Origin of the sequence: Streptomyces sp. NPDC101165 (genome assembly GCF_044768135.1) — a bacterium.
Lineage (GTDB): Bacteria > Actinomycetota > Actinomycetes > Streptomycetales > Streptomycetaceae > Streptomyces.
On record NZ_JBIWPG010000028.1, the window covers coordinates 1 to 12,417 of the forward strand.

Below are 12,417 nucleotides of genomic sequence, written 5' to 3' on the forward strand. Positions count from 1 at the left end.
ACGAGCCACCCGTTGTCCGTGCCTAGCCGCTGCCGCTCGTTGTCCGTGCCTGGCTGCGGGCCGGTGGGGGCTGGTCGCGCAGTTCCCCGCGCCCCCATGGGGGGGGCGGCGGGGGGGGCCCCCGCCGCCCCCCCCCCCCCCTCCGCAGGCCGATCTCCCGACAGCGAGGCAGACTGGACCGAGGAGGACGGAAGGACCGCTTCGGTGACGGGTCTGCTGTGGGAGTACGACGGCTACGACCCCGCGGAGGAACGCCTGCGGGAGTCCCTGTGCACGCTCGGCAATGGCTACTTCGCCACCCGCGGAGCGCTGCCCGAGTGCGTCGCGGACGCCGTGCACTACCCCGGCACCTACGCGGCAGGCTGCTACAACCGGCTCACCTCCGAGATCGGCGGGCGCCGCGTCCAGAACGAGGACATGGTCAACCTGCCCAACTGGCTGCCGCTCCGCTTCCGCCCCGCCGAGGGCGACTGGCTCACCCCCGACACCGCCCCGGTCGTCGAGCACCAGCAGGTCCTGCACCTGGACCCGGGCGTACTGGAGCGCCGTACCCGCTACCGGGTCGGCCTCGACGGCACGCTCCTCGTCCGGCAGCTCCGCCTCGTCCACATGGCCGACCCGCACCTCGCCGCCCTGCGCACCGACCTCACCGTCGAGGGCCGCACCGCCGAGCTGGACGTCGAGGCCGCGCTCGACGGGAGCGTCACCAACTCCGGCGTGGCCCGCTACCGGGACCTGGACGGCCGCCACCTCGCCCATGTGGAGGCGGGCAGCGCGGCCGCGCCCGGCACGATGTGGCTGCGCTGCCACACCCGTACCTCGGACACCGCCATCGGGCTCGCCTCCCGGCTGGTCGCCGACGTGCCGGTGTCGGACGCCCACGAGACGGAGCGGGCCGTACAGCACCTGTGGCTGTCTCTGGAGCCCGGACGTACGGTCACCGTCGACAAGACCGTCGCGCTGCACACCTCCCACGACCCGGCCATCAGCGACCCGCTGTGCGCGGCCCTCGACCGGGTCACCGACGCGCCCGACTTCGACGAGCTGCTCACCTCGCACCTCACGGCCTGGGAGCAGCTGTGGCGGCGGGCCGAACTCGACGTACCGGGAGATCCCGGCCGCATCCTGCGCCTGCACCTCTTCCACGTGCTGCAGACCCTCTCCCCGCACACGGCCGACCTCGACGTCGGCGTGCCCGCACGGGGCCTGCACGGCGAGGCGTACCGGGGACACGTCTTCTGGGACGAGCTGTTCGTCCTGCCCTACCTCAACCTCCATCTGCCCGAGGTCTCCCGCGCCCTGCTCCACTACCGCCACCGCCGCCTGGACGCGGCCCGGCACGCGGCCCGCGAGGCCGGCCTGCGCGGTGCGCTGTACCCGTGGCAGAGCGGCAGCGACGGCCGCGAGGAGACCCAGGAGCTGCACCTCAACCCCCGGTCGGGGCGCTGGCTGCCCGACCACTCCCGGCTGCAGCGGCACGTCGGCTCGGCCGTGGCGTACAACGTCTGGCAGTACTGCGAGGCCAGCGGCGACATGGACTTCCTGCACACCGAGGGCGCCGAGACGCTCCTCGAGATCGCCCGCTTCTGGGCCGACTCGGCCACCTACGACGAACACCTCGGCCGGCACCGCATCCGGGGCGTGGTCGGCCCCGACGAGTACCACGACGCCTACCCCGGCGCACCCGAACCCGGCCTGGACGACAACGCGTACACCAACGTCACCGCCGCCTGGGTCCTCACCCGCACCCTGGACCTGCTGCGCACCCTGCCCGAGCCGCGCCGCCGCGAACTCGTCGAGAGCACCGGCCTGGAGGAGAGCGAACTCGCCCGCTGGGAGGAGGTGTCCCGCACCCTCCACGTGCCCTTCCACGACGGAGTGATCAGCCAGTTCGAGGGATACGGCAACCTCGCCGAACTGGACTGGCACGGCTACCGCGAACGGTACGGCAACATCCGCCGCCTGGACCGGATCCTGGAGGCGGAGGGCGACACCGTCAACCGCTACAAGGCGTCCAAACAGGCCGACGTCCTGATGCTCGGCTACCTGTTCTCGCCGGCCGAACTCCGCTCCCTCTTCGCCTGGTTGGGCCACCGCCTCGACGAGGAAACCTGGACCGCGACGGTCGACCACTACCTCCACCGCACCACGCACGGCTCCACCCTCAGTGGCCTGGTCCACGGCTGGATCCTGGCCCGTGCCCGCCGCGCCGACGCCTGGTCCTTCGTCCAGGAGGCGCTGCGCGGGGACATCGCCGACGTCCAGGGCGGCACCACCGGCGAGGGCATCCACCTCGGTGCCATGGCCGGCACCCTCGGCCTCGTCCAGCGCTGCCTGACCGGCCTGGAGACCCGCGACAGCGAACTCTGGCTCGACCCGGTCCCGCTCCCGGAACTCTCCTCGTACGGCTTCTCGTTGCGCTACCAGGGCCACTGGGGCGTACGGCTGCGGCTGCGTCACGGCCAGCTGGAGGTCGCCATGCCGAAGGCCTCGGGGCCCACACCCATCGACATCCGGCTGCCGGACCGCGTGGTGCGCGTCGGTCCGGGGGAGAGGGTGCGCATGCGGCTGCCGGACTGACAGTCTGGGTGTTCGCAGGGAAGCGGAGACGAGGAGATACGGGAGATGCTGCGCGCACTCGCGGTGGACGACGAGGAACCCGCCCTGGAGGAGCTGCTGTTCCTGCTGGGCGGCGACCCGCGGATCGGTACCGTCCTGCCCGCCCTGGACGCCACCGAGGCGCTGCGCCTGCTCGAACGGGCCAGGGAGGCCGGGCCGGACGACGCCGAGGCCGTCGACGTCGTCTTCCTCGACATCAACATGCCCGGCCTCAGCGGCCTCGACCTGGCGGACCTGCTCGGCGGCTTCGCCGCACCGCCGCTGATCGTCTTCGTCACCGCCCACGAGGACTTCGCACTCAGGGCGTTCGACCTCAAGGCCGTGGACTACCTCCTCAAGCCCCTGCGCAAGGAGCGCTTCGCGGAGGCCGTACGGCGCGTCGCCGAGCTGACCCGGGCCGTGCAGGGTCCGGCCGGCGCGCTCGGCGACCAGGTGCCCGTGGAACTGGGCGGGGTGACACGCTTCGTCTCCATCGCCGACATCACCTACGTCGAGGCGCAGGGCGACTACGCGCGCCTGCACACCCCGCACGGCAGCCACCTGGTGCGGATCCCGCTGTCCGCGCTGGAGGAACAGTGGCGCTCCCGCGGCTTCGTCCGCATCCACCGCAGCCGCCTGGTCGCCCTCGGCCGCATCGAGGAACTACGCCTGGACGGCGGCAACCTGACCGTCCGCGTCGGCGACCGGATCCTCGCCGTGAGCCGCCGCAACGCCCGGGAACTGCGGGACCTGCTGGCGCGGCAGGCCCAGGGCGCGGTGGGCAGGCCGCGGTGACCGCGGACGGCTGTGGCGAGCGGGTGCGAACCTCGTCCGGCGTCTACCTCACCGATGGCGCGCTGCGTACACTCACCGCAACAAGGTGATCACCGCGGCGTCGGGAGTGCGTCATGGGTGCGGAGTCCGTCCCTCGCAGAGAGGTGGTCACCGGAGGGCCCGGCACCGAACGCGCCGGCCCGCCCCGGCCCCGCCCCGCGACCGCCCAGGCCGACGACGGCTCGGCTGTGAGGTCATTGATGCGCCGTCAGTTCCGAGCGGCGCTCACCGCCACCCTCCTGCTCGCGGTCTCGCTGGGCCTGCTTCCCGTACTGCTGCGGATGCTTCCGCTCGCCGACACCCGGCCGGGCGTCTGGCTCGTCCTGGGCGTGGCGCCGTATCCCGCCCTGCTGTGCACCGGCGCCTGGTACGTCCGCCGTGCCGAGCGCAACGAGGGTGACGTGACCACGCGTTGAGCCAGACGTACGGAATCGCCGGTGTGACGGCCGTGGTCCTGGCCACGGTGCTCGTCGGCGCGCTGGGTCTGCGGATCTCCCGGACCACCTCGGACTTCTACGTCGCCTCGCGCAGCGTGCCGCCGCGGCTCAACGCGTTCGCCATCAGCGGCGAGTACCTGTCCGCCGCCTCCTTCCTCGGCGTCGCCGGACTGGTCCTCGCCCAGGGCGTCGACATGCTGTGGTTCCCGATCGGCTACACCGCCGGGTTCCTGGTCCTGCTGGCCTTCGTCGCCGCCCCGCTGCGCCGCTCCGGCGCCTACACCCTGCCGGACTTCGCCGAGGCGCGCCTGGAGTCCCGGGCCGTCCGGCGGATCGCGAGCGTGCTCGTCGTCGGCGTCGGCTGGCTCTATCTGCTGCCCCAGCTGCGCGGCGCCGGACTGACCCTGCGGCTGCTCACCGGCGCGCCCAGCTGGTTCGGCGGCCTGGTCGTCGCCGCCGTGGTCACCGTGGCGGTGGCCGCCGGAGGCATGCGCAGCATCACCTTCGTCCAGGCCTTCCAGTACTGGCTGAAACTCACCGCCCTGCTGGTGCCCGCCGTGTTCCTGCTGCTCGCCTGGCGCGCGGACCACACCCCGGCCCCGTCCTGGGACGAACGGCCCGTCTTCCAGCGCTCCACCCAGGTGCGCTTCGACCGTCCGCTGACCCTCACCGTCCACGAGCCGGTTCGGATCACCGCGACCGGAACCGTCGACGGACGGCCCCTGGACGGCGGCCCGCTCACCCTCGACGCGGGCCCCCACCGGATCGGCGCCGACACCACCCTGCGCTTCCCGTCCGGCGCCCCCGTGCCCCTGCGCGACGCAGGCGCTGCCCAGGCGACCCCGTCGAGCTGGGCGAACCCGCTGTCGGCCGGCCGTGAACAGCGGGGCCTGTACGCCACCTACGGGCTGATCCTCGCCACGTTCCTCGGCACGATGGGCCTGCCGCACGTCGTCGTGCGCTTCTACACCAACCCCGACGGCCGCGCCGCCCGCCGCACCACCGTCGTCGTACTCGGCCTGCTCGGCGCCTTCTACCTGCTGATCCCGCTCTACGGCGTGCTCGGCCGCCTCTACGCGCCCGACCTGCTGCTCACCGGCGACACCGACGCGGCCGTCCTCGTGCTGCCGCAGCGGCTGATGGGCGGAGTCGGCGGCGACCTGCTCGGCGCCCTCGTGGCGGGCGGCGCCTGCGCGGCGTTCCTGTCCACCGTCTCCGGACTCACCATGTCCGTCGCCGGCGTCCTCGCGCAGGACGTGCTGCCGACCCTCGGGATCCGGCACTTCCGGCTGGCGACGCTGCCGGCGATCGCGGTGCCCACCGCCGCCAACACGGTCGTCAGCGACCTGCCGGTGGCCGACGCGGTCGGCCTGGCCTTCGCCGTGTCCGCCTCCTCGTTCTGCCCACTGCTCCTCCTCGGCATCTGGTGGCGCGGCCTCACCCCGCCCGGCGCCGTCGCCGGACTGATCCTCGGCGGCGGCTCGGCGCTCACCGCGGTGACGGTGACCATCGCGGGCGGGGCCCGCTCCGGCCCGCTCCACGCCCTGCTGGCCTGGCCCGCCGTCTGGTCGGTGCCCGTGGGGTTCGCGGCGATGGTGCTGATCTCCCTGGCCACCCGCGACCGCGTCCCGGCGAGCGCCGCCGCCATGATGGCCCGGCTCCATCTGCCCGAGACAGTCGCCGGCCGGCCTGCTCTGCTCGGCGCCCAGGGGCGCCCGTGAGCGCACTCGGCACCGTCGCCCTGGTTCTCGCCGCGCTCGCCCTGTTCGCGCTCGGCGCCGCCCTCGGCCATGCCGGCGCCCGCCGGCAGCAGGAGAACCCGGCCGGTCCCGGCACCCCCGTCGAACGGGCCACCTTCCACACCCTGCACACCGCCTCGCTCGCCGCACCGCCCCTGCGCGCCGGCCTCACCCCGGACACCGCCCGCAAGGCGGCCCGGCGACTGCGCCCCCTGCTCGGCACGGTCGCCCTCGCCCTCACCGACGAGGAGTCCGTGCTGGCCTGGGACGGCGTCGGCGACCACCACCGCGACGAGGCCGAGGCGCACCTCGCCCACGCCCTGCGCACCGGCCGCACCCAGACCTTCGCACTGTCCTGCGACAACGACACCTGTCCCGTCCGCCGGGGAGTCGTGGCACCGCTCACCGTCGACGGCCGGAACCCCGGCACGCTCGCCGCGTTCGGCGACCAGGAGTCCGCCGTGATCGTCCGGGCCGCCGAGGAAGTGGCCCGCTGGGTCTCCGTCCAGCTCGAACTCGTCGACCTGGACCGGGCCCGCTCCAGCGTGATCGAGGCGGAGATCCGGGCCCTGCGCGCCCAGATCTCCCCGCACTTCATCTACAACTCCCTCGCGAGCATCGCCTCTTTCGTCCGTACCGACCCCGAGCGGGCCCGCGAACTCCTCCTGGAGTTCGCCGACTTCACCCGCTACTCCTTCCGCCGGGGCGGCGACTTCACCACCCTCGCGGAGGAGCTGCGTTCCATCGAGCAGTACCTCGAACTCGCCCGCGCCCGCTTCGGCAGACGCCTGGAGGTGACCCTGCGGATCGCCCCCGAGGTGCTGCCGGTCACCCTGCCCTTCCTCTGTCTGCAACCCCTCGTCGAGAACGCGCTCAAACACGGTCTGGAGGAGTCCGTCGACCGCAGCCGCATCACGATCGTCGCGGAGGACGAGGGCACCGAGGCCCGGGTCGTCATCGAGGACAACGGCGTCGGCATGGAGCCGCAGCGCCTGCGCGAGATCCTGCGCGGCAGGGGCGGCCCGTCCGCCGGCATCGGCCTGAGCAACGTGGACATGCGACTGCGCCAGGTGTACGGCGACGCGCACGGCCTGGTCATCGAGACCGGCGTCGGGGCCGGCACGAAGATCACCGTACGCGTCCCGAAGTTCCGCTCCGGTGTCCGTCCGGTCCACCCGACGACATGACCTCGACGACATGAGGGAGAAAGAGCGCATGGACGCGAACACCGAGCCCGCCTTCGCCGTGGCCGCCGACCGGGCCGTGGCCCTGCTGCGCGAGCTGGGGGCGGAAGGCATGACCCACCCCGGCGGCACCCTCCTCGCGCACCTGAGGCGTGTCCAGGACCGGCTCGCCCTGTGGCAGGCCCGGCCCGCCCTCCAGCTCGCCGGGCTCTGCCACGCCTGCTACGGCACCGACGGCTTTCCCACCGGACTGCTGCCCGTGGACCGCCGTACGGACCTCGCGGCGGTGATCGGCGCCGAGGCCGAGGAGATCGTCCACGTGTACGCCTCCTGCGACCGGAAGGCCACCTACCCGGACCTCGCCCGGCCCGGTGCCCCCTTCCACGACCGCTTCACCGGCCTCTCCCGGGTTCCGGAGCCGCAGCTGCGCCGGGACTTCGCCGAACTGTCGGCCGCGAACGAACTCGACCTCGCCCGCATCGACCCCGCCTTCCGCGACCAGTGGGGCCCCGACCTCTTCGCCCTCTTCACCCGGCTCCAGAACCTGCTCAGCGCCGACGCCTGGCTCGACTGCCGTACGGTCCTGGCCGCGCCCGCGATGTGACCCCTGCTTGCCTGAGCCCGGGTGCGCGACGCAGTCTGTTCGTATGGGCGCTCAGGACGGCCCGACGCTCATCACGTCCGTGCAGCGTGCCTTCCGGCTGCTGGAGGCGGTGAGCGCGCACGAGAACGGCGCGCCGGCGAAACAGCTGGCACGTGAGACCGGGCTGCCCCTGGCCACCGCCTATCACCTGCTGCGCACCCTGGTCCACGACGGATACCTGCGCAAACTCGACGACGGTGTCTTCGTCCTGGGCGAGAAGCTGACGTCGCTGCACTCGGCGGGCAACACACAGGCGCTGCTCAGCCGCGTCCGCCCGACGCTCTCCGCGCTGCGGGACGAGCTGGTCAGCGCCGCCTACCTCACGTTCTACGAGGACGGCGAGATCAGGGTCGCCGAGATCGTCGACGGCCCCCGCGCGCCCAGGGCAGAGCTCTGGGTGGGGTTCGAGGACGCCGCACACGCCACCGCACTGGGCAAGTCCGTGCTGCGGGAACTGGACGAGGACGGCCGCCAGGAGTACCTGTCCCGGCACCACCTCCCCGATCTCACGCCGCGGACCATCACCAGCCGTCCGGAACTGCTGCGCAGGCTCGACACCTCCCCCCTGGCACCGGCCGTCACCGACCTCGAGGAGTACGCACTCGGCACGGTGTGCGTCGCCGTGCCCGTCTACTGCGGGGACACACTCGGCTCGCTCGGCGTCTCCATGCCGGTGGAGCGGCACGCGCAGCTCCAGGAGGTCCGGTCCCGGCTGATCACGATCGCGAGCCGTGTGACCAGGAGCCTCTCGCTCACTATCTGAAAATCCACGCCTTGTGGCTGCCCACGCTCAGCACGTTTCCTGGTTTGACCGGATATTCCGGGATGTGTACACCGTAAAGGCGAGGACTTCGGACTAGACATGAGCCAGGCGCGACACCACTGGCCGATGCGGCTGTCGAACGAACGAGCTCTGCCCTGGGCAGACACCCACCGGCGTGCCGCCGGGCCGCTCGCCGCCGTTCTGCACGTGCTGCCGGTGCTGATCGTCGCCGTCATCGTGGTCGCCGACCTCGCCGGTGGCGCGGGGATGATCTGCCTGCCGCTGCTGGTGGCCGGACCCGCGCTGGCCGCCACCACCAACGGGCCGCGCGGCGTGCTCTGCGTCGGCCTCCTGGCCGTGGTGCTGGGCGCGGTGCTGGGCACCAGAGGCGGGGTTCCCGCGCGCGAACTGGCGGCCGTCCTGTCCGCCATAGTGGCCGTCACCGCGGCGAGTGCCCTGGCCAGCGCCCTGCGCGGCCGCCGGGAGCGGGTCCTCGCGGCCGTCCGCACGGTCGCGGAGGCCGCCCAGCACGCCCTCCTCCAGCCCGTCCCGGAGACCGTCGGCCCGTTCCAGGTGGCCGTCCGCTACTCCGCCGCCGCGGCGGAGGCCCGCATAGGCGGGGATCTCTACGCCCTGGTGGACACCCCGCACGGGGTCAGGCTGATCGTCGGCGATGTGCGCGGCAAGGGGCTGCCCGCGGTGGGGACCGCGGCCCTGGTGCTCGGCGTCTTCCGTGAGGCCGCCTACGACGAGCCCGACCTGCTCGCCGTCGTCGGCCGGATCGAGCGAAGCCTGGCGCGCAATCTCGGCCCCGACGACTTCGTCACCGCCGTGGTGGCCGGCTACCCCGGGACGGGGCAGCTGGAGGTCGTCAACTGTGGACACGCGCCCCCGCTGATGATCTCCGCGTCCGGAGAGGTCGAGGCGGTGGAGGCCGACGATCCCGCTCCGCCGCTCGGGCTGCGCGCCCTGTCGGGTCAGGACCCGCGACTCCAGGTGCTGCCCTTCGCCGACGGGGACCAGCTGCTGCTCTACACCGACGGGGTGACCGAGGCCCGGGATCACGCTCGCGAGTTCTACCCGCTGGCCGAAGGGGTGGCCCGGCACACGTGCGACGAGCCGGCGCGGACGCTCACCGCGCTCCATGAGGAACTGCTGGCCCATGTGGGCGGGCGGCTGCACGACGACGCCGCGCTGCTTCTGCTGCGCAAGCGGACCGTGGTCGAACCTGTCCCCGCGCAGTTCCGGTCGGATGCCGGGCTTCAGATCGCGACGAGGTCGGCCCAGCGGGTGACCCCGCCGGCGTCGACGCGTATGCCATGACGCGCAGCGAGGGCGTGCACGATCGCCTCGCCCCGGCCGTGCTCGTCCGGGTCCATCCCGGCCCGGGACCGTCCGCCCAGCAGCGCGGGGCCGGTGTCGGTGACCTCGACGCGCAGGGTGCAGTGCTCGTCGGACCGAATCCACGACAGCCGCAGCCTGGCCGGGGGCAGGGCGTGCACGATCGCGTTGGTGACCAGCTCGGACACCATCAGCAGAGCATCGTCGACGATCTCCGAGGACACGTCCCAGTCGTCGAGGACGGCGCGCACACGGCGGCGTACGGCCGGTACGGCGCCGGTGACCGGAGGCAGCGGACACACGTGTTCGCACGCCTCACGCAGCAGCGTGTTGAGCTGAGCCGCCATGTTCACTCCTCGGGTGTTCTTGCCGGTCGTGCGCCGTTCCGTGGTCACTTCTCCGGGCTTTGAAGCACGTTATGGAGACAAACCGGGCGGGTCAATGAACGGTGGTCGGCATTACCGAACGCCAGGCGTCCCGCCCGAAGCCGGGGCGCCCAACCCGCCCGTGAAGCGAAGCGCCCGTGGCGGTAATACGCTCGCTTCATGGCCGGCCCAGTCCAGTCGATCGAACGGGCGGCGGCGATCCTGCGGCTGCTGGCCGCCGGGCCCCGCCGGCTCGGGCTAGGCGAGGTGGCGGCCTCCCTCGGCCTGGCGAAGGGCACCGCCCACGGCATCCTGCGCACACTCCAGCACGTGGACTTCGTGGAGCAGGACGCGGCGACCGGAAAGTACCAGCTCGGGGCCGCCCTGCTGCACCTCGGCACCAGCTACCTGGACGTCAACGAGCTGCGGTCGCGCTCCCTCAACTGGGCCGACGCCCTCGCCGCCCGCAGCGGGGAATCGGTGCGCCTCGGGACCCCGCTGGAGGGCCGCGTTCTCGTGGTCCACCACGTGTTCCGGCCGGACGACACCTTCCAGACCCTGGACGTGGGCTCGCTGCTGCCCCTGCACGCCTCCTCGCTCGGCAAGGTACTGCTGGCCTACGGGGCGGCGTCCCTGGAGCCGGGCCAGGAACTGCAGCTGGAGTCGTACACCCGGCACACCCTGGTCACTCCCGAGCAGCTGACCCGGGCGCTCGCCGAGGTCCGGGAACTCGGCTGGGCCGCCGAGATCCAGGAGATGAGCATGGGCGAGGCGGGGCTCGCCGCGCCGATCCGGGGCCACGGCGGCCTCGTCGTCGGCGCCATCGGGCTGTCCGGTCCCGTCGAGCGGATCTGTGACAGCCAGGGCCACCCCCGCCCGAGTCAGATCACCCTGATCCGCGAGGCCTCGCGGGCGATCTCCAGAGACCTGGGGGCCACTCGCTGGTAGACCCGGACCCGCCGCTCCCCGACCCGTCGGAAGGCAGAACCCGATCATGGCTGAACGGTACGTAATGTCCATCGATCAGGGGACCAACTCCACCCGATGCATTCTGTTCGACCACCGTGGACGGCTGGTGTCGGTCGCGCAGAGGGAGCACCAGCAGCACTTTCCCCGGCCCGGCTGGGTCGAGCACGACGCCGTCGAGATCTGGCACAACCTGCAGCGCGTCGTGCCCGAGGCCCTGTCGGGCGCCGGCCTCGACACGGGACAGGTCGCCGCCATCGGCCTGGCCAACCAGCGGGAGACCACCGTGCTCTGGGACCGGCGCACGGGCGCCCCGCTGGGCCGGGCGATCGTGTGGCAGGACACCCGTACGGCGCCGCTCGTCGAGGCCCTCGGACAGCAACCCGGAGAGGAGTTCTTCCTGGAGCGGTGCGGTCTGCCGCCCTCCACCTACTTCTCGGCACTGCGGATCCGCTGGCTGTTCGACCACGTCAAGGGCCTCGAACAGCGCGCGGAGGACGGCGAGGTGCTGTTCGGAACGATCGAGAGCTGGCTGATCTGGAACCTCACCGGCGGCGCCGACGGCGGCCTGCACATCACCGACCCCACCAACGCCAGCCGCACGATGCTGATGAACATCCGCAGCCTCACCTGGGACGAGGAACTCCTGGCCTTCTTCGGCGTGCCCCACTCGATGCTGCCCGAGATCAGGTCCTCCGCCGAGACGTACGGCGACGCCCGTTCGCTGCTCCCGGGCGTCTCCATCACGGCCGCCCTGGGCGACCAGCAGGCCGCCCTCTTCGGCCAGACCTGCTTCTCCCCGGGCGAGGCGAAGTGCACCTACGGCACGGGCAGCTTTCTGCTGCTCAACACCGGTCATGATCTCGTGCGGTCCCGGAACGGACTCCTCACCACCGTCGCCTACAAGATCGGGGACTCGCCGCCCGTCTACGCCCTGGAAGGCTCGATCGCCGTCACCGGCGCACTGGTCCAGTGGTTCCGCGACCGGCTGGGACTGATCAGCAGCGCCCCGGAGATCGAGACCCTCGCGCGGTCGGTCGAGGACAACGGCGGCTGCTACATCGTGCCCGCCTTCTCGGGTCTGTTCGCACCCCACTGGCGCAGCGACGCCCGCGGGGTCATCGTCGGCCTCACCTCGTACATCACCAAGGGACACCTGGCCCGAGCCGTCCTGGAGGCCACCGGATGGCAGACGCGCGAGGTCGTCGACGCCATGAACGCCGACTCCTCGCTCGCCCTCAAGCAGCTCAAGGTGGACGGCGGCATGACGGCCGACAACCTGCTCATGCAGTTCGTGGCCGACGTGCTCGACGTGCCCGTGGTGCGGCCGATGGTCGCCGAGACCGTCTCCCTCGGCGCCGCCTACGCGGCCGGCCTCGCCGCCGGCTACTGGTCGGACCTGGAGGTACTGCGCCGCAACTGGCACCGGGCCGGCCAGTGGCTGCCCGACATGGACCCCGAGGTGCGGCAGTGGGAGTACGAGAACTGGCAGCGGGCCGTGGAACGGTCGCTGGGGTGGGTGAGACCGCCGCGGTCGCCCTGACCGG

11 protein-coding genes are annotated in these 12,417 nt (G+C 72.5%); 10 read left to right on the plus strand and 1 reads right to left on the minus strand.

Annotated features, from left to right (window positions below; all coding sequences use genetic code 11):
- Positions 1-204 precede the first annotated feature (204 nt).
- The 8 genes from ACIRVH_RS40825 to ACIRVH_RS40860 all read left to right on the plus strand — a co-directional run bounded on the left by ACIRVH_RS40825 (position 205) and on the right by ACIRVH_RS40860 (position 9,521).
- A complete protein-coding gene (locus ACIRVH_RS40825) occupies positions 205-2,580 on the plus strand; it encodes a glycoside hydrolase family 65 protein (protein ID WP_403964733.1) in 2,376 nt (791 codons plus the stop codon).
- Positions 2,581-2,625: 45 nt separating this feature from the next.
- The gene (locus ACIRVH_RS40830) at positions 2,626-3,393 is read left to right on the plus strand and encodes a LytR/AlgR family response regulator transcription factor (RefSeq protein ID WP_403964735.1); all 768 of its coding nucleotides are present in this window, start codon (positions 2,626-2,628) and stop codon (positions 3,391-3,393) included.
- Positions 3,394-3,506: 113 nt separating this feature from the next.
- Positions 3,507-3,848 carry a hypothetical protein gene (locus ACIRVH_RS40835; RefSeq protein WP_403964737.1) on the plus strand — a complete coding sequence of 114 codons (342 nt, stop codon included), beginning with the start codon at positions 3,507-3,509 and terminating at the stop codon, positions 3,846-3,848.
- Positions 3,845-5,590 (plus strand): cation acetate symporter, encoded by a 1,746-nt coding sequence (locus tag ACIRVH_RS40840; RefSeq protein ID WP_403964739.1) that lies wholly within the window; start codon positions 3,845-3,847, stop codon positions 5,588-5,590. The genes ACIRVH_RS40835 and ACIRVH_RS40840 overlap by 4 nt, the downstream gene beginning before the upstream one ends.
- Entirely contained in the window at positions 5,587-6,795 is a 1,209-nt protein-coding gene (locus tag ACIRVH_RS40845) for a sensor histidine kinase (RefSeq protein WP_403964741.1), read from the plus strand. Before ACIRVH_RS40840 ends, ACIRVH_RS40845 begins: the two co-directional genes overlap by 4 nt.
- 28 nt (positions 6,796-6,823) lie before the next feature.
- On the plus strand, positions 6,824-7,396 hold the full coding sequence (locus ACIRVH_RS40850; protein ID WP_403964743.1) for a DUF6817 domain-containing protein: 573 nt from the start codon (positions 6,824-6,826) through the stop codon (positions 7,394-7,396).
- Between the two features lie 43 nt (positions 7,397-7,439).
- Entirely contained in the window at positions 7,440-8,198 is a 759-nt protein-coding gene (locus tag ACIRVH_RS40855; RefSeq protein ID WP_403964745.1) for an IclR family transcriptional regulator, read from the plus strand.
- Positions 8,199-8,324: 126 nt separating this feature from the next.
- On the plus strand, positions 8,325-9,521 hold the full coding sequence (locus ACIRVH_RS40860) for a PP2C family protein-serine/threonine phosphatase (RefSeq protein WP_403964870.1): 1,197 nt from the start codon (positions 8,325-8,327) through the stop codon (positions 9,519-9,521).
- On the opposite strand, the gene ACIRVH_RS40865 is transcribed toward ACIRVH_RS40860, so the two are convergent.
- A complete protein-coding gene (locus ACIRVH_RS40865) occupies positions 9,461-9,886 on the minus strand; it encodes an ATP-binding protein (protein ID WP_403964747.1) in 426 nt (141 codons plus the stop codon). The two genes, ACIRVH_RS40860 and ACIRVH_RS40865, sit on opposite strands and share 61 nt — an antisense overlap.
- Before the next feature lie 198 nt (positions 9,887-10,084).
- Here ACIRVH_RS40865 and ACIRVH_RS40870 point away from each other — a divergent pair, with 198 nt between their 5' ends.
- Complete coding sequence (locus ACIRVH_RS40870) at positions 10,085-10,852, plus strand: IclR family transcriptional regulator (RefSeq protein WP_403964749.1); 768 nt, start codon at positions 10,085-10,087, stop codon at positions 10,850-10,852.
- A gap of 46 nt (positions 10,853-10,898) precedes the next feature.
- Positions 10,899-12,413 (plus strand): glycerol kinase GlpK, encoded by a 1,515-nt coding sequence (glpK, locus tag ACIRVH_RS40875; protein ID WP_403964751.1) that lies wholly within the window; start codon positions 10,899-10,901, stop codon positions 12,411-12,413.
- The last annotated feature ends 4 nt before the right edge of the window (positions 12,414-12,417 follow it).

Excerpts from the sequence above, each read along its gene's own strand:
- ACIRVH_RS40830 (WP_403964735.1), top strand. The coding sequence starts at position 2,626 with ATGCTGCGCGCACTCGCGGTGGACGACGAGGAACCCGCCCTGGAGGAG.
- ACIRVH_RS40835 (WP_403964737.1), top strand. The coding sequence starts at position 3,507 with ATGGGTGCGGAGTCCGTCCCTCGCAGAGAGGTGGTCACCGGAGGGCCC.
- ACIRVH_RS40850 (WP_403964743.1), top strand. The coding sequence starts at position 6,824 with ATGGACGCGAACACCGAGCCCGCCTTCGCCGTGGCCGCCGACCGGGCC.
- ACIRVH_RS40855 (WP_403964745.1), top strand. The coding sequence starts at position 7,440 with ATGGGCGCTCAGGACGGCCCGACGCTCATCACGTCCGTGCAGCGTGCC.
- ACIRVH_RS40860 (WP_403964870.1), top strand. The coding sequence starts at position 8,325 with ATGCGGCTGTCGAACGAACGAGCTCTGCCCTGGGCAGACACCCACCGG.
- ACIRVH_RS40865 (WP_403964747.1), bottom strand. The coding sequence starts at position 9,886 with ATGGCGGCTCAGCTCAACACGCTGCTGCGTGAGGCGTGCGAACACGTG.
- ACIRVH_RS40870 (WP_403964749.1), top strand. The coding sequence starts at position 10,085 with ATGGCCGGCCCAGTCCAGTCGATCGAACGGGCGGCGGCGATCCTGCGG.
- glpK (WP_403964751.1), top strand. The coding sequence starts at position 10,899 with ATGGCTGAACGGTACGTAATGTCCATCGATCAGGGGACCAACTCCACC.